17 protein-coding genes are annotated in these 19,565 nt (G+C 66.8%); 7 read left to right on the forward strand and 10 right to left on the reverse strand.

Going from position 1 to position 19,565, the window contains the following annotated elements; genetic code table 11:
- Nucleotides 1–2: 2 nt before the first annotated feature.
- The 3 genes from pdxA to Q8R75_RS10290 are packed head-to-tail and all read right to left on the reverse strand — an operon-like array spanning nt 3 to nt 5,327.
- The gene (gene pdxA, locus Q8R75_RS10280; protein WP_305615161.1) at nt 3–1,031 is read right to left on the reverse strand and encodes a 4-hydroxythreonine-4-phosphate dehydrogenase PdxA; all 1,029 of its coding nucleotides are present in this window, start codon (nt 1,029–1,031) and stop codon (nt 3–5) included.
- Nucleotides 1,028–2,356 (reverse strand): peptidylprolyl isomerase, encoded by a 1,329-nt coding sequence (locus Q8R75_RS10285; protein ID WP_305615163.1) that lies wholly within the window; start codon nt 2,354–2,356, stop codon nt 1,028–1,030. Before Q8R75_RS10285 ends, pdxA begins: the two co-directional genes overlap by 4 nt.
- A gap of 13 nt (nt 2,357–2,369) precedes the next feature.
- Nucleotides 2,370–5,327, reverse strand: coding sequence for an LPS-assembly protein LptD (locus tag Q8R75_RS10290; protein WP_305615165.1), 2,958 nt, complete (start codon nt 5,325–5,327; stop codon nt 2,370–2,372).
- 210 nt (nt 5,328–5,537) lie between these two features.
- On the opposite strand from Q8R75_RS10290, the gene Q8R75_RS10295 reads away from it, so the two are divergent.
- On the forward strand, nt 5,538–6,542 hold the full coding sequence (locus tag Q8R75_RS10295; protein WP_305663649.1) for a phosphotransferase: 1,005 nt from the start codon (nt 5,538–5,540) through the stop codon (nt 6,540–6,542).
- A gap of 10 nt (nt 6,543–6,552) precedes the next feature.
- Nucleotides 6,553–7,248, forward strand: a complete 696-nt coding sequence (locus Q8R75_RS10300; protein WP_305615169.1) for an N-acetylmuramate alpha-1-phosphate uridylyltransferase MurU — start codon at nt 6,553–6,555, stop codon at nt 7,246–7,248.
- Here Q8R75_RS10300 and Q8R75_RS10305 read toward each other — a convergent pair.
- The 7 genes from Q8R75_RS10305 to Q8R75_RS10335 form a co-directional block, all read right to left on the reverse strand.
- Nucleotides 7,235–8,701 (reverse strand): ATP-binding protein, encoded by a 1,467-nt coding sequence (locus Q8R75_RS10305; protein ID WP_305615171.1) that lies wholly within the window; start codon nt 8,699–8,701, stop codon nt 7,235–7,237. The genes Q8R75_RS10300 and Q8R75_RS10305 overlap by 14 nt on opposite strands.
- A 19-nt stretch (nt 8,702–8,720) precedes the next feature.
- The gene (locus Q8R75_RS10310) at nt 8,721–9,404 is read right to left on the reverse strand and encodes a response regulator transcription factor (RefSeq protein ID WP_305615202.1); all 684 of its coding nucleotides are present in this window, start codon (nt 9,402–9,404) and stop codon (nt 8,721–8,723) included.
- Nucleotides 9,405–9,483: 79 nt separating this feature from the next.
- Nucleotides 9,484–10,128 (reverse strand): tetratricopeptide repeat protein, encoded by a 645-nt coding sequence (locus Q8R75_RS10315; protein ID WP_305615173.1) that lies wholly within the window; start codon nt 10,126–10,128, stop codon nt 9,484–9,486.
- Between the two features lie 13 nt (nt 10,129–10,141).
- A complete protein-coding gene (locus tag Q8R75_RS10320) occupies nt 10,142–10,951 on the reverse strand; it encodes an SDR family oxidoreductase (RefSeq protein ID WP_305615174.1) in 810 nt (269 codons plus the stop codon).
- Nucleotides 10,948–11,628 (reverse strand): iron-containing redox enzyme family protein, encoded by a 681-nt coding sequence (locus Q8R75_RS10325; protein WP_305615180.1) that lies wholly within the window; start codon nt 11,626–11,628, stop codon nt 10,948–10,950. The genes Q8R75_RS10320 and Q8R75_RS10325 overlap by 4 nt, the downstream gene beginning before the upstream one ends.
- The gene (locus Q8R75_RS10330; RefSeq protein WP_305615182.1) at nt 11,615–13,090 is read right to left on the reverse strand and encodes an AMP-binding protein; all 1,476 of its coding nucleotides are present in this window, start codon (nt 13,088–13,090) and stop codon (nt 11,615–11,617) included. The genes Q8R75_RS10325 and Q8R75_RS10330 overlap by 14 nt, the downstream gene beginning before the upstream one ends.
- The gene (locus Q8R75_RS10335) at nt 13,087–13,758 is read right to left on the reverse strand and encodes a thermostable hemolysin (protein WP_305615184.1); all 672 of its coding nucleotides are present in this window, start codon (nt 13,756–13,758) and stop codon (nt 13,087–13,089) included. The genes Q8R75_RS10330 and Q8R75_RS10335 overlap by 4 nt, the downstream gene beginning before the upstream one ends.
- A gap of 185 nt (nt 13,759–13,943) precedes the next feature.
- Here Q8R75_RS10335 and Q8R75_RS10340 point away from each other — a divergent pair, with 185 nt between their 5' ends.
- The 5 genes from Q8R75_RS10340 to purH all read left to right on the forward strand — a co-directional run bounded on the left by Q8R75_RS10340 (nt 13,944) and on the right by purH (nt 19,518).
- On the forward strand, nt 13,944–15,269 hold the full coding sequence (locus Q8R75_RS10340) for an aminopeptidase P N-terminal domain-containing protein (protein WP_305615186.1): 1,326 nt from the start codon (nt 13,944–13,946) through the stop codon (nt 15,267–15,269).
- On the forward strand, nt 15,266–16,441 hold the full coding sequence (locus Q8R75_RS10345; protein ID WP_305615188.1) for an FAD-dependent monooxygenase: 1,176 nt from the start codon (nt 15,266–15,268) through the stop codon (nt 16,439–16,441). Before Q8R75_RS10340 ends, Q8R75_RS10345 begins: the two co-directional genes overlap by 4 nt.
- A 109-nt stretch (nt 16,442–16,550) precedes the next feature.
- A complete protein-coding gene (dusB, locus tag Q8R75_RS10350; RefSeq protein WP_305615190.1) occupies nt 16,551–17,585 on the forward strand; it encodes a tRNA dihydrouridine synthase DusB in 1,035 nt (344 codons plus the stop codon).
- A 49-nt stretch (nt 17,586–17,634) separates the two neighbouring features.
- A complete protein-coding gene (locus tag Q8R75_RS10355) occupies nt 17,635–17,871 on the forward strand; it encodes a helix-turn-helix domain-containing protein (protein ID WP_305615192.1) in 237 nt (78 codons plus the stop codon).
- 57 nt (nt 17,872–17,928) lie between these two features.
- Nucleotides 17,929–19,518, forward strand: a complete 1,590-nt coding sequence (gene purH, locus Q8R75_RS10360) for a bifunctional phosphoribosylaminoimidazolecarboxamide formyltransferase/IMP cyclohydrolase (protein ID WP_305615194.1) — start codon at nt 17,929–17,931, stop codon at nt 19,516–19,518.
- The last annotated feature ends 47 nt before the right edge of the window (nt 19,519–19,565 follow it).

Raw genomic sequence — 19,565 nt, forward strand, 5'->3', positions numbered from 1 at the left:
GCTCAGCCGCCCACTCTGATGCCAACCGCAGCCGCCGCCATCGCGATGGCGGCATCGACCGCCTCGATCAGGCTGCCGGCGTCGGCACGGCCGGTGCCGGCGAGGTCGAGCGCGGTGCCGTGATCGACCGAGGTGCGCACGATGGGCAGGCCGAGCGTGATGTTGATGCCGCGGCCGAAGGTGGCGTACTTGAGCACCGGCAGGCCCTGGTCGTGATACATCGCGAGCACGGCGTCGGCGCCGGCCAGCAGGCGCGGCACGAACAGCGTGTCGGCCGGCAGCGGCCCGTCGAGCTGCATGCCTTCGGCGCGCAGGGCGTTCAGCACCGGCGTGATGACGTCGATCTCTTCCCGACCCAGATGACCGCCCTCGCCTGCGTGCGGGTTCAGCCCCGCCACCAGGATGCGCGGCTGCGCGATGCCGAACTGTCGGCGCAGCGCGTCGTGCAGGATGCGCAGCGTGGTGGTGAGCGATTCACGCGTGATGGCGGCCGGCACGTCGGCCAGCGCGAGGTGGGTGGTGGCCAGCGCCACGCGCAGCCAGGGCGCGGTGTCGTTTTCGGCAGTCCGGCCCGCCAGCATCATGACGACGCGCGGTGTCGAGGTGGTGTCGGCCAGGTATTCGGTGTGGCCGGAAAACGGGATGCCGGCATCGTTGATGACGCCCTTGTGCACCGGTGCCGTGACCATGGCGTCGAATTCGCCGCGCAGGCAGCCATCGCGGGCGCGGTCGAGCAGTTCGAGCACATAGGGCGCGTTGGCGGTGTCAAGCCGGCCCGGTACGGCCGGGGCACGCAGCGGAATGTGCAGCACTTCGATCGCGCCGGCCGGTGCGTCACCTGAAGCCGAATAAGGAACCATCGGCGCCGACAGTCCGGCGCCCTGCGGCGCACGCGCAGCGATCAACCCGGCGTCACCGAGTACGACCAGTCGTGCGACAGACGTGCGCGCGTGCAGTGCGGCGCACAATTCCGGCCCGATGCCCGCCGGCTCGCCGCTGGTCAGGGCGATGCAGGGGCGCGGGTGCGTCACCGTTCGTCGGCCAGCCGGATTTCGACGTAGGCGTTGTCGCGCAGCTGGCGTACCCAGTCCTGATACACCTCTTCGGCCTTGCGATCACGCAGCGTCATGCGGGCAGCTGCGCGCTGGCGCTCGAGCGACACTTCGTCGACGCGCCGCTCGACCACCTGGATCAGGTGCCAGCCGAATGGCGACTGCACCGGCTCGCTGACTTCGCCCACCTTCAGACCGTCCATCACGCGCTGGAACTCCGGCACCGTGTCACCCGGATACAGCCAGCCCAGATCGCCGCCCTTTGACGAGGACAGATCCTGCGAATTGGTGCGCGCCAGTTCGGCGAAATCGCCGCCGTTGTCCAGCCGTTCCTTCAGCCCGGCCAGCCGGCGACGCGCCTCGGCGTCGTTGAGCACTTCGGATGTCTTGATCAGGATGTGGCGCGCATGGGTCTGCGTGACGCGCGACTCGTCACTGCTGCCGCTGCCCCCGCGCTTGTCGACCACCAACAGCAGGTGGAAGCCGGCCGGGCTGCGCATCACATCACTCACTTCACCCAGTTTCATCTTCGGCACCGCATCGGCGAACAGTGACGGCATGCGATCGAGCGACCGCCAGCCGAGGCTGCCGCCATTGACGGCGTCCTGCGCGTCGGAATACGACGCTGCGATGCGCGAAAACTCTTCGCCCTTGCGGATCTGTTCGAGTGCGGCGTCGGCACGCGCCTTGAGCCGGATCAGCTGCTCGGGGCTCGCGCCTTCCGGCACCCGCAGCAAGATATGCGACACGTTGTACTCCTCGTTCTGATCCGGCTTGCGCTCCGGATTCGCGATGAAGTTGGCGATCTCGCCTTCGGTCACCACGACGCGACTTTCGACCTCGCGGTCGCGCAGGCGGCTCATGACGATCTGCTTGCGGATGTCTTCGCGGAAGCGCGCCCACGGCATGCCGTCCTGCTCGATGGCCGCGCGCAGTTGCGGCACGTCCATGCGGTTGCTTTCGGCGATGCGCGAAAGGCTGGCGTCGAGCAGCCGGTCGTCGACACGCAGCTGTGTCTCGGCGGCGTGCTGCAGCTGCACCTTTTCAAGAATCATGCGTTCGAGCTGCTGGCGCTCGAACTCTTCGGCCGGCGGCGGCGTGACATTGCGGCTGCGCATCTGCGCAAACGTTTCGGAAATGCGCGACCGCAATTCGTGCAGCGTGATCACTTCGTCGTTCACCACGGCGACGATGCGATCCACTTCAACAATGTCCGGCCGCTCGGCGGGCTGCGCCTGCGCGGTGCCCGCCGAGGCGAAACCCAACGCTGACAAAAGCAGGAAGGTGAGGATTTTATTCAGCATGTTCGGAGGTCCATCAGTAATCACCGCCGAAGATCGGATCGGCGGCGCTCTGGTTGATCTGGCCATAGCCCGGAATGCTGCGCTTGAGCGCATCCAGCGGGTTCGAGCCGATCTGTGAAAAATCATTGAGTTCGAGCTGGAAGAAAAGTGCAGTGCGCGTGCGCAGCTCGGTCGTCGTCTGCCCCGGCAGCCGCGCACCGAGGGCAATCCGCTGGAACACGATGCGACCGACCCAGCAGCCGCCGTTGTATTCCAGGCCGCCGAGGCCTTCGACCAGCCGGCGATCGGCGACCGAGTAGTTGTGCCGCGCCACTGCATACCAGCGGTTGGTCAGCGGCCACTGCACCGAAAAGTCGACGTCGCGCACATCATTGATTGCCGGATTGTTGGAGCGGCGAAAGCGGTATGCCGCGTTGAACACATGCGCCGGACGCGGGTTGTAGCGGGCCGACACGCTGTAGCGCTCGGTCTGCGAAAGGTCGGTGTTGTACTGGATCGCAGCGTCCAGATACGTATCTTTGAGCAACTCGCCCGACACCGCAGCCAGCGTGCTCGCGATGCGCTCGGTGCGCGGCGTTCCGCCCGGCAGCGTGACCAACTGATCGCTCAGATAAAAACGTTGCCCGAGGGCGACACGGGCGCGCTCGCGTCCATTTTCCGGATCGATGAAACGCGAGATGGTCGCGGCGGTGATCTGGTTGCTGTCGGCAATGCGGTCCTGACCGACGAACACATTCTCGGAAAAGATCTGTGCGAAGTTGAAGTCGGCCAGTGCGGTGTCGAACACCGGGAAATCGGACTGATTCTTGTACGAAGACAGCACGTAATACAGACGCGGCTCGAGGGTCTGTACGTAACCCTGTCCGAACAGGTCGGAATCGCGTTCGAAGACGGTGCCGGCGTCGAGACTGAATATCGGGATGGCGCGCGTCAGCGAGGTGTCCAGCCCGGCATTGTTGCTGCCGCGCGTGACATCGTAATTGCTGTAATGCACGCCGATCTTCGGCGTCACCGACAGGTAGGAAGTCTGCATCGGCAACGACAACTGCGGATAGACGACGATGCGGCGGCCTTCGTCGCGCGTCAAGTCGCTGATGCGAAAGTCGGTATAGCTGCTCTTCATCTGGAACACGGAACCGAAAGGCAGATCCGCGCGGAACGCATTCAGCGTGACCGCAGGCATCTGCGAATACAGCGGCGCCAGATTGGCCAGCGACTGGTACTCGGTCACGCGCGCCGTGGCACTCCACCAGTCACCGGAGTAGGTCAGCGCGGCGTCTTGCGGCAGGTAGCTGATCGACGTGATCGCGAGGCGTGTGCCCAGGTCGGTGTAGTAGTTGCGGTCCGACACTTCGTTGTAGTTGAGGCTGGCAGTCAGCCGGTTGGTGATCCGGTGCGTGTGCTGCAGGCTCAGCGCATGGCGATCGCGATCCAGTATGCGGTCGCTGAACAGGTAGTCGAGCCGCGCGATGCCGCTGTAGTTGTGGTTCAGATAGCGGAACTCGTTGCTCATCATCAGGCCGCGCGTACCGAGCACACGCGGTGCAATCGTCGCGTCCATATTGGGCGCGATGTTCCAGTAGTACGGCAGCAGGAAGTCGAAACCGGTCCGGTTGGTCGTACCGAAGGTCGGCGACAGGAAACCCGACTTGCGACGGTTGTTCAGCGAAAAATCGAGCCAGGGCGAATACAGCACCGGCACATCCTTGAAATAGATCGTGCCGTTGCGGCCCTCGCCATCATCGGATTCGAAGTTCAGGTCCAGCGTTTCCGCCTTCGCATACCAGTCGGGGTTGTCCGGCCCGCAGGTCGAGTAGGTGGCGTTCGTCATGCGCACCCGGTTCTCGCCCAGAAACTCCATCCGGTCGGCCTGGCCGGTACCGGTGGTCGTTCTGAAGTTCTCGCCGGTCTGCAGGTTGCGGCGCAGCGAGTACTGCGGCTTTTCGAACACCCCTTCGCTGCGATCGAGCCGGTAGCGCAGCGACGGGCCCTCGATCCGGTCTTCGCCTCGCACCAGACGCACATTGCCGTCGGCCTGCAGCTCTTCGGTCGGTGGTTCGTAGTTGATACGGTCGGCGGTGAGCGTGGTGCCGGGGCGACGCAATTCTGCGTTGCCTTCGGCGCGCATGACTTCGTCGGTGGTGCCGCTGACGGATTCGGCCGACAGCAGCGTGACGCGCGAATCCGGATTGCGCGCAACGAACTCCGACAGTGTCATCTTGCCGTACATCATCTGCGACGCATCGCCCTCGGGCACGAGGCTCGGCAGCGAGGCGGCACCCGGCATGCCCGACTCGGCGACGGCTGCTGCGCCGGGCACCGCGGCTGCGGCGGCGATGCCCTCCGCCGGCGCAGGCTTCACGCGGCGCGCAACGGGCGGCGCGCCCATCAGTGCGCGATCGACCTTCAGCGGCGGCATGTTGCGCGCCGTGCTCACATTGCCGCGCACCGGAATGTCGTCCGGCGGCTGCACGCCGGGCGCAGCGCGGCGCGCGATCGAAGACGGTTGCCGCAGCAGTGCCCGGTCGACCTTGAGCGCCGGCAGATTGCGCGGGGCCGGCGCGGTAGCAGCGTCGACCGGTGCAGCGGGTACGGCAGTCACGGCGCGTTCGGCCGGCTTCACCGGCTTCACCGGCTCGGCCGAGGCCTCGGCAGGCACTGCTGCGGCGGGGGCCGCCACGGTGGCAGCCGCCGGAGTTCCGACCGCTTCGTTCGGTGAAACAGGGGTCGCAACAACTTCGTCGGGCGCCGGCACCGGCACGGTTTCGACCGTCGCAGGCTGGGCAGGCGCAGTCGGCGTCGCGGCAGGCGTGCTGCCCGGCTTCGGCGGTGTCGTGCCTTTCACGGTCGCCGCCGGACGGCGCGACTGCGGCACCAGCGAAGGATCGACCTTCAACTGCGGCAGCGCGTCGGCCGCCTGCGCGGCGCAGGACATCCAGACCAGATAGAAAGTGACGGAACGCCTGAGCACGAATGAGGAAACTGGAAGCGGGCAGATCGCGGTTGGATGACGGCAACAGCGTCACGGCGTGCATCTGCCGGACTGTCCGCAGCCGCGTTATAGAATCGCGCATCTTATCAAACGCCACCCGCTTCCCGGCCCGCATCGGCAACAATTTGCCGTCATCCGCCCGTCCGGACGCCTACAGCTCGTCCTCAGCTCGCCCACGACACCCGCCCCATGACACAAGACCTTCGCCTTGACGCCCTGACCGGCTGGCTGCAGCAGCAGTTTCCCGGTCGTCCGCTCGACATCCGCCCCGCTTCGGCCGACGCCAGCTTCCGTCGCTATTTCCGCGTGACGCTGGACGAGGGCACCAGTCACGTTGCAATGGACGCCCCGGCGCCACAGGAAGACTGCCGCCCCTTTCTCGCGGTGCAGACGCTCTTCGAAGCGGCCGGCGCCCACGTGCCGGCGGTGCTCGCGCAGGATGTCGAACGCGGCTTCCTGCTGTTGTCCGACCTTGGCAATACCACCTATCTCGACGTGCTCGACGCCGACAACGCTGCCGCGCTGTACCACGACGCGACCCGCGCGCTGATCGACATCCAGAAAGCCAGCCGCCCGAACGTGCTGCCGGCCTACGACCACGACCGGCTGCTGGCCGAGATGGAACTGTTCCCGGTCTGGTACGTCGGCCGCCACCTGCAGGCCGAGCTCGATGAAAAGGAAGCGAACGCGCTGTACGAGGTGTTCGACCGGGTGCTTGCGGTCAATCTGGCCGAGCCGCAGGTTTTCGTGCACCGCGACTACCACAGCCGCAACCTGATGGTCACCTTGCCCAACCCGGGCGTGATCGACTTCCAGGACGCCGTTTACGGCCCGATCAGCTACGACCTGGTCAGCCTGTTCAAGGACGCCTACATCGATTGGGAAGAGGATCAGGTGCTCGACTGGCTGATCCGCTACTGGCAGGGCGCGCGCAGCGCCGGCCTGCCGGTGCGTGCCGACTTTGCCGACTTCCACCGCGATTACGAATTCATGGGCGTGCAGCGCCACCTGAAGGTACTGGGCATTTTTGCGCGCCTGCACCACCGCGACGGCAAGGACGGTTACCTGGAGGACCTGCCGCGGGTGATGAAGTATCTGCTGCAGACCAGCCTGCGTTACCGCGACCTGGCGCCGCTCGCCCGCCTGCTGCAGCGGCTGGAAGGCATCACGCCGCAGGCCGGCTACACCTTCTGAGACGACTTCGATGAAGGCCATGATCCTCGCGGCCGGACGCGGCGAACGCATGCGGCCGCTGACCGATCACCTGCCCAAGCCGCTGCTTGAAGTCGGCGGCAAGCCGCTGATCGTGTGGCACATCGAGCGGCTGGTGGCGGCCGGCGTGACCGATCTGGTGATCAACCACGCCCACCTCGGCAACAAGCTGGTCGAAGCGCTGGGCGACGGCGCGGCATTTGGCGCAGCCATCCGCTGGTCGGCCGAGCCGCCGGGCGCACTGGAAACCGCGGGCGGCATCGCGCATGCAATGCCGCTGCTCGGGGCACGGCCCTTCATCGTGATCAACGGCGACACCTGGTGCGATGTCGATGTCGCCGCCCTGCAACGCGCTGCCGACACGGCGCAGGCGGACGGCACGCTGGCCCATCTGCTTCTGGTGCCGAATCCGCCGCATCACCCCGACGGCGACTTCACGCTGGTCGACGGGCAGGCGGGCGAAACCGGCGGGCCGAAGCTGACGTTTTCCGGCGTCGCGGCCTACCACCCGTCAATGTTTGCCGCGCTCGACCCGGATGCGCCGGCGAAGCTGGCACCGCTGCTGCGCGCAGCGATGCGTGACCGGCGCGTGACCGGCGCGCTGCACACCGGCCACTGGTTCGACGTCGGAACGCCACAGCGACTGGCCGACGTGGACGCGCTGGTGCGCTCGGTCAGCGCTCGCTGAGCAAGGGAATCGTCAGTTCCACGCGCATGCCTTGGCCGCCTTCGCCATCGAGCAGCGCAATCTGGCCGCCGAGACGTTCGACCACTTCGCGCACGATGGCCAGCCCGAGGCCGCTGCCGCTGCCGGCCGAACCCGGTATTCGGTAGTAGGGCTCGAACACGCGTTCGCGCAGTTCGGCCGGAATGCCCGGCCCGGCGTCGCTGACCGTCAGCACTGCCGACCCGCCGCGCGCGCTCAGCGCAACTTGAATCGTGCTGCCTGACGGGGCATAGCGCTGCGCGTTGTCGATCAGGTTGCCCACCATGCTCGACAGCCCGGTCGCGTCCGCCAGCACCATGCACGATGTGTCGCACAGATTGAGTTCCAGCGGATGTCCGCTCGCGTCGCAACCCGGCCGGCGCTGCGCCACCGCGTCGCGGGTCACTTCGCGCAGCGACACCGGCACGCAGTCAGCCTGACGACCGGCGCGACTGTGCGCAAGCATCTGTTCGGTCAGATGCACCGAGCGCGACACGCCGGCCAGCAAGTGATCGAGCGAGGCGTCACGCTGTGCGGCGTCTTCCGCGCGGCGGGCGTTCTGGGCATGTATCTTCAATGCGGCCAGCGGTGTCCGCAACTCGTGCGCGGCGGAATCGATGAAGCGACGTTCGCGTTCCAGCGTGCTGCGCACACGGCCGAACAGGCCGTTGAGCGCGCTCAGCACCGGTGCGATCTCGCTCGGCACGCGGGTCAGCGAAAGTGGCTCGTCGTCCTGCGGCCGACGGGCTGAAATGCGTTCAGCCAGTTCGGACAGCGGCGCCAGCCCGTAGCCGATCAGCAGGCCGGTCAGCAGCAGCACGATCAGCAAGCCGATCAGCAGCGGCGCACCGGTGGCCCAGCCCAGCTTGGCCGACAGTTCCTCGCGCGCGTCGGCGCGCTCGGCAACCTGTATCCACACGTCGCCCGAATGCAGCACGAACACGCGCCACACACCGTCCTCCAGCGTGTGGTCGCTGAAGCCCTTGCGCAGCGGTGCAAAGGGTGCCGCCGGTGCGGACGAGGAGCGCGCGAGCAGAGCCGCGGCGCCCTCCTCCCCTTCGCTCCATATCTGGTAGGCGATATGGGTTTCGTATTCGTGGCCAAGTGAGGACTCGACATCGTGATGCCCGAACAGCCAGTCCTGCAGCTGCCACGAAAAAGACATGTTCGCCCCGGCTTCGAGCGCCCTTTCGTGCGCCCGGGCCCCGGCACGGATCGGTGCCGGCAGATCCATGACGAGCGGCGCATTGAGGGTAGCGTGCTCGATCTGGCGCACCATCAGGCTGTCGAGCACACGGGCCGACGTGGCGAGGCGGGCGTCGAACAGCTCGTCCGCCTCGTCGCGCCCGGCCACGACGGCCAGCCACACGGTGCTGCCCAGCACGCCGAGCAGGATGACTGCGCTGCCGGCCAGCAGCAGCAGACGTATCGACACGCGTCCCGGCGATGCCACTTCAGCTGTCTGACCGGGCGGCCGCCGGCAGCGGATCGATCACGTAGCCGACACCACGCACGGTGCGAATCAGACCGGGGTGCAACTTGCGCCGCAGATTGTGGATATGCACATCAAGCGCATTGCTTTCGAGTTCGCTGTCCCAGCCGTAGATGTTGTCCACCAGTTGCTGCCGGCTCAGCACGTGGCCGATGTTTTCCAGCAGTTTTCGCAGCACCATGTATTCGCGGCGCTGCAGGTCCACATTGCGGCCCTCGACGCTGACCGTCATAGCCGAGGTGTCGACTTCGATATCGCCGTGGCGGATCACGTTGACGACGGCGCCGCGGGTGCGCCGCTCCAGCACGCGGATGCGCGCCATCAGTTCGTCCAGATCGAACGGCTTGGTGAGGTAGTCATCGGCGCCGGCGTCCAGGCCACCGATACGCTGCAGCGTGGTGTCGCGCGCACTGAGCACCAGCACCGGTGTGGTCACGCCGGCCTCTCGCGCGCGGCGCAGCACCTCCATGCCGTCCATCCGGGGCAGGCCGAGATCGAGTACGGCCAGATCGACGCCCGAACCACGCAGCGCCTCAAGCGCCTGCGCGCCATCGCGCACCCACTCGACGGTGTAGCGCGTGCGCTCGAGCGCGTCGCAGATGCCGCTGCCGAGCAACTCGTCGTCTTCAACCAGCAGAACCCTCATCGGTCGGATGGCGCCATATCGGAAGTGCGTCATTGTCGCTCCAAAACGCGTTGCGGCCGGTCATGCGGTGTCAGGCGGACTACTTGAGCTTCTCTTTCACCTTGACCATCAGGGCTTCGATTTCCTTGCGGCGCCCTTCGTCGGCCAGCGGGCGGTTCGGCCGGGCCGGCGCCTTGAGCGCCGTCTCGAGCGACGCACGCGCCTTCTCATACTCGCCGGCCCGGTACAGGCAATCACCCATGAAATAGTGCGGGTCGATGCCATTCGGGTTGAGCGCGAGGGCCTTGTTCAGCAGTTCGCGCGCCTTGTCCTTGTCGCCGAAGCCGATCGGCCAGCCGGGCACCTGGCAGTACAGCGACGACAGCGTCACGTAAGCCGAGCCGTTCAGCGCCTCCGGATTGCGCGCCAGCGACTGTTCCAGCACGGTGCGCGCTTCCCTGGCCAGCGACAGTGCGCCGAGCCCGCCCTTCGCACCCGCCTGACTGGCCAGTGCGATGGCGTACCAGATGTCCGCTTCGGAGCGGTCCGGGTGCTCCACGCGCACAGCGGCGGCATCCTTGGTCAGCGCCTCGTAGGCCTTTTCATGCTTGTCGGCCGGCTGCTTGTACTTGATCTGTTCCCACTCCGACTGCAGTCGGGTGATCGACTCGTCCAGACCTGCCCAGGCCGGCGTGATCAGGAACAGGGCGGTAACGGACAGGAAGGACTTGATCGACATCCTCATTTGCGGACTCCTCTCATTTGCTGACTGTTTGTGCATGACGACGAATGACCGGCAGCTGCTTTGCGAGGCTGGAATCGACCAGCGACGGCAGCATACGGTTGATCCGGACGAAAAGACGTTCCGGCCAGCCCAGGTGGCCTTCCGGACGCCGGTTGTCGAGCAGCGCCAGCAGCGCCTGCGCGACGGTTTCAGGCGTATCGCTGGCAACGCCCAGTTCGCGGTTCAGCGCGACCTGGGCCGGGCTGTTCAGTGCGGTCTGCGTGGCACGCGGCGCGAGGTACTGCACTTCGATACGGCTGCCGACGAGCTCGCGGCGCAGCGCTTCGCTGAAGCCGCGCAGCGCGAACTTGCTCGCGCAGTAGGCAACGCTGCCCGGATGACCGATATCGCCCAGGATCGAGCCGATGTTCACCACGCGCGCCTCAGGCTGCCGGTGCAGCAGCGGCAGCAACGCGTGCACCAGCAGCATCGGCGACAGCGCATTGGTGTGCAGGATGTGTTCGATCTGTTCGGCTGACTGGTCCTCGAACCATGCGAGCTGGCCGACACCGGCATTGTTGATCAGCAGGTTCGCACCGTCCGGCAAGGCTTCGGCGGCCACCAGCACGGCGCCACGGCCCGCTGCTGTCGTCAGGTCGGCGCGCACGATGCGCGCGTCCAGCGCGGGAAATGCGAATGTCAATTCCGCCTGCAGCGCCGCCAGTTTCACCACGTCGCGACCGACCAGCAGCAGCGCGGCACAGCGCGGAGCCAGCGCCTTCGCAATTGCCGCGCCGATGCCGCCCGTCGCGCCGGTCAGCACCCCGCGCAGATCTGCCTTCATGCCGCGACCGCTACTTGCTGCGGCGTCAGCGAGCGAGTCAGCGAGCGAAACAGGTCGCCGTACAGCCGGTACATCACACGTGCCACATGGATGACCGCGAGCCGGTCGTCCTCGTCGTCCAGGCTGTCCATCAGGGTGGCGAAGAAGCGCACGTGCTCCTGGTCCAGCGTGCCGTGGGAATTGAGGTAGGTGAAAGCGGCCGGCGGCAGATGCAGGCTGTGCGCGATGCGCTCGGCCGCGCTGGTCGCGATCGACACGCTGGTGCCTTCGAGCACATGCACCATGCCGAAGAATCCGACCGGGTTCTTGCGCGCAATCCAGTCGTGCGCGTAGGCCACCATCAGTTCGGCCTCGACCCCGGGCAACGCGTTGCGGGCGACTTCGCGCTGCCCGCCACAGGCCGCGATGTCGTCGAGTATCCATTCCTCGTGGCCGATCTCCTCGTCGATGTACTCGGCAATGGCGTGCCGAAGCGCTTCGTGGCGCGCCGGCAGGCGCGCGCCGCAGGCCATCAGCAGCGGTACGGTGTGTCGTACGTGATGAAAAGCCTGACCGAGGAAGGCACGGTACTGCGCCAGCGTCACGCGACCGGATACAGCGTCCTGCAGGATGGGGGCGCTCAGCAGATGGGCGCGTTCGGCAGCGGTTTCGCGCTGCAGGCGTTCATGAAACGACATCGGTAAAGGTCTCCGCAGTGAAGGGAAGGTGTGCTTCGCTAGGTGTTGCGTACAGCACGGCGAGCCGTTCGCCGTAGGCCCGGAAGATGGGATCCCTGCGCACGCGGCCGTTGTCGGTCGCCTGCCCGTTGAGCGCGGAAAAAGGTGCGTCGGCACGCAGCCAGTGAATGATCCGGGCGTAATCGGGCAGGCGGTCGTTGGCCGCGGCCACCACGGCGGCGAGCGCTTCATCGGTCACCTCGCCGCGCGGCACGATGACCGCGGCCAGACCGGGCCTGCCCTCGCCGAACATCACCGCCTGCGCCACGGCAGGTGCCGCAAGCAGTTCCGCTTCCGGCCATTCAGGCGCCACATTGCGACCGAAGCCGGTAATGATCTGGTGCTTGACGCGGCCGGTGACGTGCAGAAGGCCACCCGCATCAATGTGGCCGATGTCGCCGGTGTGCAGCGGTCCGTCTGCTGGCGCGGCAGCGCCCAGATAGCCAGCCAGTCGGCTGCCATGCAGCAGGATTTCGCCATCTGGAGCGATCTCCGCACGCAGATGCGGCAGCACCCGGCCGACCGCGCCGGGCGCATCGTCCGGCCGGTTCAGCGCCACGACCGATCCGGCTTCCGACAGGCCATACCCTTCGCAGGCCGGAAAACCGAGCGCCCGCGCACGCGTGATCAGATCGGGCGACACTCGGGCACCCCCTACCGCCACCAGCTTCAGGCCGTGCGGAACCGGCGCACCGGCCTCGGCGGCGGCGACCAGCGCGGTCAGCATCTGCGGCAGCAGGATGATGCTGTCCGGCTGCCAGCGATGCAGCGCGGCCAGCGCCGCCCGCACATCGAAACTGCTCGAACCGTGCAACCCGACGTCGGCCAGCGGCGGCACCACGCATTCGCCATCGAGCGCGAGGGCCACATCGGCGCCCGCCACGTTTTCGAGCAGTACGGCCAGCGGCAGCATGCACAGGTGACGCCGGATGCCCAGCTCGCGCGCAACCTGCTCGAGTGAACCGGTGACCGCCGACAGCTGCGCCGCCGTCAGGCAGACCCCCTTGGGCTGGCCGGTCGTACCAGACGTGAAGGTGATTTTCGTGGTCATCGGCGGCACGACGACGGCCGATTCATCGCGCCGTGTCCACATCGACAGACCCGGCAATGACTTCGTGTCGGCGCTCAGCCCGAGACGCACGGCGCGTGACGGGTCATCCGTCAGCAGCACCGGCGCACCGGCCGCATCGAGCGCGTGCCGGCACTGCGCATCGGTGAAGAACGTCGGCAGCGGCAGCGCGACCCGGTTGGCCTGCCGGATCGCCCGATCGGCCACCAGCCAGTCGATGCCGTTGTCGGCCAGCAGGGCAACGACGTGCGCCGGACATCCGGCCAGCCGTTCGCTCAGCGCGTCGACGCGGCCAGCGATGGTCGCGTCATCGACCGCACCCTGCGCATCGATCAGCACAGCCTGACGGCTCACGCGGCGTCCTCGACCACGGTGTGCAGACCGCTGGCAATGCGACCGACCATGACGGTCGGGCTGTTGCGGTAGTAATTGCCCCAGTTGCCGACACCATCGTGCAGCCGCGCCGGGTCGGCCACCGCCACCGGAAAGATCGGAATGCCCAGGCGCACGAATGAATTGGCCAGCGCGCGCGTGGCCGTGAACACCACGTAATCCAGGCCCTGCGCATAGAAATGCTGCGTGGCGAGCGCAATCAGCAGACGCCCCAGTCCGGCGGACGTCGACGCCATATTGCCTACTTCGGCCACCGCAGCGCGGGCGACGCGCTCGCCCAGCACGCCGCCCAACGCGCTTTCGAGCGGTACATCGAGATACTGTTCGATGAATACCGGACGCACGCCCGGCAGGCTGTAACCCAGTCCGGCCGCCCATTGACCCTCGCTGTTGCGCACGCCCAGCAGCGTGTCGGCAAAGTGCGTGATCGCTGCGCCGTAGCCGCGGAAGAAGCAGCCGGCGATGAAGTGCTCGAGGGCAGCACGTTCAGGGTGCAGCCGGCCGACGACTTCGAGCGCCGGGTCGGACAACGCGGGCGCCATGCCGCGACCCAGCACGCACGCACGGACACTGGCCGAATGCGCGGCGGACTTTCCTGCAAGGGTACTCAGTGTTGCGGCCTGGTTCATCGCGTGCCTCCATTGGGATGGAGTGCATGTTTGCCGGCGAACATTAATGGAGACTTAAGCAAATCCGCCGCGACATGAAACAGGACGTTTCCGGACCGGGTGGGGCGTCAGGCGCCGGAACGCTTTCCGGAGCCCCGGGTCTGTTGGCTTTAAACTCCCGTCCTGATCGAACGCCGGAACCCGCCATGCACCCCTATTCAGAACGCCGCGCCCGCCTGATCGAACGCATGGGCAGCGGTGTCGCCGTGATCGCCACGGCCCCCGAACACCTGCGCAACCGCGACACGCATTACGGTTACCGCCACGACAGTTACTTCTATTACCTGACCGGATTCAGCGAACCGGAGGCGGTACTGGTGCTGATCGCCGGCGATGCGCCTCGCGCCATCCTGTTCTGCCGCGAAAAGAACGAAGAACGGGAAATCTGGGACGGCTGGCGGCACGGGCCGGATGCCGCACGGGAACAATTCGGCTTCGACGAGGCGCACTGCTATGCCGAGCTGGACGCGAAGCTGGCCGAGCTGATTGCCAACCAGCCGCGCCTGCACTACGTGATCGGTGAAGATGCCGCGTGGGACAGCCGCATGATGTCGGCATTGAATGCGGTGCGCGCGCAGAGCCGAGCGGGAAAGTTTGCCCCGTCAGAATTGCTGGACATCCGCCAGCCGCTGGACGACATGCGGCTGATCAAGGACACGCACGAACTGGCCTTCATGCGCCGTGCGGCCGAAATTTCCGCCCGCGCACACCGGCGCGCCATGCAGGCCACGCGGCCGGGCGCCTTCGAATACGAGATCGAAGCCGAACTGCTGTACGAATTCCGTCGGTCCGGTTCGGAAGCGCCGGCCTATGGCTCCATCGTGGCGGGCGGCGCCAACGCCTGCGTGCTGCATTACGTGTCGAACAATGCGCTCCTGCGCGATGGCGACCTGCTGCTGATCGACGCCGGCTGCGAACTGGGCGGCTATGCGTCCGACGTCACCCGCGCCTGGCCGGTGAATGGGCGTTACAGCGCGGCCCAGCGCGACCTGTACCAGCTTGTGCTGGCGTCACAGGACGCCGCATTTGCCGCAGTGCGGCCGGGGGCGCGTTTCATCGACTATCACGATGCTGCCGTGCGCGTGCTCGCCCAGGGCTTCATCGACCTGAAGATGCTCGAAGGCAGCGCCGACAGCGTGATCGAACAGGGCACCTACAAGCGCTTCTACATGCATCGCACCGGCCACTGGCTGGGCATGGACGTGCACGACGCCGGCGAGTACCGACCGCGACCGGGCAGTGCCGGCGCCGGCGAGCAGGACTGGCGCACGCTCGAAGCCGGCATGGTGCTCACCGTCGAACCCGGCTGCTACGTGCGCCCGGCCGACGACGTACCGGAAGCGTTCTGGAACATCGGCATCCGCATCGAAGACGACGTGGTGGTGACCGCCGACGGCTGCGATATCTACACCTCGGCCACGCCGAAGACGATCGCCGAGGTCGAGGCGGTCATGCGCGAGGCACGCGGATGAGTGACGCACCCACTGCGATTGTGCGCGACGCCGTCATCGTCGGCGCCGGCCCGGTCGGGCTGGCTGCCGGCTGTGCGCTGCGCGCCGCCGGGCTCGACGTGGCGGTGCTGGACGCCGGCCCCGTCGGGCGCGCGCTCGACGACACGCGCGTGATCGCGCTGTCGGCCGGTTCGCGCGACATACTGCGCGGCCTGCAGGTCTGGCCGGTTGCCGACACCACGCCGATCCGGCGCATCCATATTTCGCAGCGCGGCCACCTGGGCCGCACCGAATTGCGCGCTGAAGATTTCAGTCTGGAGGCGCTCGGCCATGTGGCGCGCGCCGGCACGCTGGTGCGCGCACTGCGCGAACGCGCCGGTCAGCTCGGTCTGACCGTGCAGCACGACACCGCAGTGCTCGGTGCGCACGAGGCCAACGAGACGGTGCGCGTCCGCACTGCGGGGGGCGACATGACGGCGCGCGCACTGCTGTGGTGCGAAGGGCGGATCGCCGATGACGAGCTGCTGTCACAACAGCGTGACTACGACCAGCACGCCGTGATCGCGCTGGTCACGCCGGTCCGGCCACACGACAACGTGGCCTACGAGCGCTTCACCTCGCAGGGCCCGGTGGCACTTCTGCCGTGTGGCCGTGACTACGCGCTTGTGTACACCTGCGCCAGCCACGATGTCCAGACGCTGATTGCCGAATCCGATGCCGCATTCGGCGCGCGCGTGAGTGACGCATTGGGTGGACGCGTCGAGTTTTCAGCCATCGGCCCGCGCAGCGCGTGGCCACTGACCCTGCGCATGCGCCGCGACATCGTCAGCGGACGCCAGGTCTGGCTGGGCAATGCAGCGCAGACGCTGCACCCGGTGGCCGGCCAGGGCCTCAATCTCGGCCTGCGCGATGTCGCCCAGCTGTCCGCCTGTCTGCTGCCTGCGCTGGCGCGCCATGCGGGTGATCCGGCCGTGGCGCTGCAGGCGTACGCCCGGCTGCGCCGTGCCGACCGGATGGCCACCGGCCGATTCACCGACGGTCTGGTGCGCATCTTCGGCTTCGGCGGCAGACAACCCGGGTTGGGCGCCCTCGCCGGCCATGCGCGGGGCGCCGCGCTCGCACTGCTGGATGCCTGTCCGCCGGCCCGCCAGTTCATCGGCCGGCGCATGATGTTCGGCGCACGCGGCTGGTAGCCACGGCCGGCAGAAATTTCGACCGCATTTGCGTGACGGACACGCTTCGCCCCGGCCGCGCATCGGGTTAGAATCGCGCCCCTGTTCGTCTGCATTACCCCCGTACCCCATGCAATTCGTTGGCTTCAACCTGCGAAACAACCTGTTCGTCGCGCCCATGGCCGGCGTGACCGATCGCCCTTTCCGCCAGCTGTGCAAGAAGCTGGGCGCCGGGCTGGCCGTGTCCGAAATGGTCACGTCGAATTCGCTGCTGTACGGCAGCGCGAAGACGCAGCGGCGCGCCAACCACGACGGCGAAGTGGCGCCGATTTCGGTGCAGATCGCTGGCGCCGATCCGAAGATGATGGGTGACGCGGCGCGCCACAACGTTGATCGCGGCGCGCAGATCATCGACATCAACATGGGCTGTCCGGCCAAGAAGATCTGCAACGTGATGGCCGGCTCGGCGCTGATGCAGGACGAACCGCTGGTCGAACGCATTCTGGAGGCCGTCGTGCGGGCCGTACCGGACACCCCGGTCACGCTGAAGATGCGCACCGGCTGGAACCGCGACAACAGGAACGCGCCAATACTGGCGCGCATGGCCGAACAGTGCGGCATCCGCGCACTGGCCATCCACGGTCGCACGCGCGCCGACCAATACACCGGCCAGGCCGAGTACGACACGATCCGCGCAGTCAAGGCCGCGGTGAACATCCCGGTGATTGCCAATGGCGACATCACGACGCCGCAGAAGGCACGCGACGTGCTCTCCATCAGCGGCGCCGACGGCGTCATGGTCGGCCGCGCCGCGCAGGGTCGGCCATGGATCTTCCGCGAGATCGAACACTTCCTGGTCACCGGTGAGCTGCTGGCGCCGCCCGAGGTGTCGGAAATCCATCGCGTGTGCCGCGAGCACATCGAAGACCTTTACGGTTTCTATGGCATCGAGTCGGGCGTGCGCATCGCGCGCAAGCACATCTCCTGGTACACCAGGGGGTTGATCGGTTCAGCCGCCTTCCGCCATGCGATGAACCAGCTCGAAGGCACCGACCGGCAACTGGCGGCAATCGACGACTTCTTCGGCCGCATGGCGGCCGACAACCATCGTCTGGCCTACGAGCCGGATGCACTGGACGAACACGCGCAGGAACTGGCCGCCTGATTGCCCAACAGGGCGACGGAGCAGGCCGGACCATCAGGGAGATGCCGCCATGAGCGGACGAAGTGATATTGCCGAATGCATCCGCCATTCGCTGGAACGCTATTTCCAGGATCTGGATGGCGAAGCCGCAAGCGGCATCTATGACATGGTGCTCAGACAGATGGAGCGACCGATGCTGGAAGTGGTGATGCGCGAAGCCGAAGGCAACCAGACGCGCGCCGCCGACATGCTGGGCATGAACCGCAACACGCTGCGGCGCAAGCTGACCGATCACGGCATGATCTAGCCCATTCCTCGCCGTCCCGTCCCGCACCGCCCCCAACCTCCCCTCCCGGAAAAGCGCATGAAGATACAGCGTGCATTGATCAGCGTGTCCGACAAGACCGGCATCGTTGAATTCGCCACCGCCCTGACCGGGCTCGGCGTCGAGTTGCTGTCCACCGGCGGCACCGCCGCGCTGCTGGCGAAAGCCGGCCTGAAAGTAACCGAGGTGGCCGAGCACACCGGCTTTCCGGAAATGCTCGATGGCCGCGTCAAGACGCTGCATCCGCGCATCCACGGCGGCCTGCTGGCGCGGCGCGAAGTCGACGCGCACATGCAGGCGCTGGCGGAACACGACATTCCGGTCATCGACCTGCTGGTGGTGAATCTCTATCCGTTCGAAGCAACGGTCGCCAAACCCGGCTGCACGCTGGAAGACGCAATCGAGAACATCGACATCGGCGGTCCGGCCATGGTGCGCTCGGCGGCCAAGAACTGGCGCGGTGTCGGCGTGCTGACCGATGCCGGACAGTACCCCTGCGTGCTCGAAGAGCTGCGAACCTCGGGCACGCTGTCCCAGGCCACGCTGTTCGCGCTGTCGGTGGCTGCGTTCAATCGTATTTCGAATTACGACGCGGCGATCAGCGACTACCTGTCTTCGCTGAACGCCGACGGTACGCGCGCCGAGTTTCCGGCGCAGTCCAATGGCCGCTTCGTCAAGGTGCAGGACCTGCGCTACGGCGAGAACCCGCACCAGCGCGCCGCCTTCTACCGCGACCTTTACCCGGCGCCCGGCTCGCTGGTCAGTGCGAAGCAGCTGCAGGGCAAGGAACTGTCGTACAACAACATCGCCGACAGCGACGCTGCATGGGAATGCGTCAAGAGTTTCGACACCGGCGCCTGCGTCATCGTGAAGCACGCCAACCCCTGTGGCGTGGCACTCGGCACCTCCTCGCTCGAGGCCTACCGCAAGGCGCTCGCCACCGACCCGACCTCGGCCTTCGGCGGCATCATCGCGTTCAACCGTCCGGTCGATGCCGCGACCGCCGAAGCGGTCAGCGGCCAGTTCGTCGAAGTGCTGATGGCACCTGCCTTCGAAGCGGCGGCGCTGGCGGTGCTGGCAGCCAAGGCCAATGTACGCGTGCTCGAGATTCCGCTCGACGGCGTCGACCCGAAAGGCGCATCCGCCTGGGCGCGCGGCCGCAATTCGCATGACACGAAGCGCGTCGGCTCCGGTCTGTTGATCCAGACTGCCGACGAACCGGAGTCGCTCGAAGGCCGGCTGAAAGTGGTCACGCAGCGCGCGCCGAGCGGCGCGGAAATGGCTGATCTCACCTTCGCGTGGCGCGTGGCGATGTACGTGAAATCGAATGCCATCGTGTATTGCCGCGACGGGGCGACAGTCGGTGTCGGCGCCGGACAGATGAGCCGCGTTGATTCGACACGCATCGCCCGCATCAAGGCGGAAAACGCCGGCCTGACGATCGCCGGTTCGGTAGTGGCATCGGACGCCTTCTTCCCGTTCCGAGACGGCGTGGACGTGCTGGCCGAAGCCGGTGCGAAGGCCATCATCCAGCCCGGCGGCAGCATGCGCGACGAAGAGGTGATCGCGGCGGCGAACGAACACGGGCTGGCCATGGTGTTCACCGGCACGCGGCACTTCAGGCACTGATTTTCCGGCAGCAGCCGGACCGGGCCACAAGCCTGGAAGGCTGCCGG

The sequence above is a fragment of the Methyloversatilis sp. genome (genome assembly GCF_030696805.1).
Taxonomy (GTDB): domain Bacteria; phylum Pseudomonadota; class Gammaproteobacteria; order Burkholderiales; family Rhodocyclaceae; genus Methyloversatilis.

Excerpts from the sequence above, each read along its gene's own strand:
- Q8R75_RS10285 (WP_305615163.1), bottom strand. The coding sequence starts at position 2,356 with ATGCTGAATAAAATCCTCACCTTCCTGCTTTTGTCAGCGTTGGGTTTC.
- Q8R75_RS10295 (WP_305663649.1), top strand. The coding sequence starts at position 5,538 with ATGACACAAGACCTTCGCCTTGACGCCCTGACCGGCTGGCTGCAGCAG.
- Q8R75_RS10300 (WP_305615169.1), top strand. The coding sequence starts at position 6,553 with ATGAAGGCCATGATCCTCGCGGCCGGACGCGGCGAACGCATGCGGCCG.
- Q8R75_RS10310 (WP_305615202.1), bottom strand. The coding sequence starts at position 9,404 with ATGAGGGTTCTGCTGGTTGAAGACGACGAGTTGCTCGGCAGCGGCATC.
- Q8R75_RS10315 (WP_305615173.1), bottom strand. The coding sequence starts at position 10,128 with ATGAGGATGTCGATCAAGTCCTTCCTGTCCGTTACCGCCCTGTTCCTG.
- Q8R75_RS10320 (WP_305615174.1), bottom strand. The coding sequence starts at position 10,951 with ATGAAGGCAGATCTGCGCGGGGTGCTGACCGGCGCGACGGGCGGCATC.
- Q8R75_RS10325 (WP_305615180.1), bottom strand. The coding sequence starts at position 11,628 with ATGTCGTTTCATGAACGCCTGCAGCGCGAAACCGCTGCCGAACGCGCC.
- Q8R75_RS10335 (WP_305615184.1), bottom strand. The coding sequence starts at position 13,758 with ATGAACCAGGCCGCAACACTGAGTACCCTTGCAGGAAAGTCCGCCGCG.
- Q8R75_RS10340 (WP_305615186.1), top strand. The coding sequence starts at position 13,944 with ATGCACCCCTATTCAGAACGCCGCGCCCGCCTGATCGAACGCATGGGC.
- Q8R75_RS10345 (WP_305615188.1), top strand. The coding sequence starts at position 15,266 with ATGAGTGACGCACCCACTGCGATTGTGCGCGACGCCGTCATCGTCGGC.
- dusB (WP_305615190.1), top strand. The coding sequence starts at position 16,551 with ATGCAATTCGTTGGCTTCAACCTGCGAAACAACCTGTTCGTCGCGCCC.
- Q8R75_RS10355 (WP_305615192.1), top strand. The coding sequence starts at position 17,635 with ATGAGCGGACGAAGTGATATTGCCGAATGCATCCGCCATTCGCTGGAA.
- purH (WP_305615194.1), top strand. The coding sequence starts at position 17,929 with ATGAAGATACAGCGTGCATTGATCAGCGTGTCCGACAAGACCGGCATC.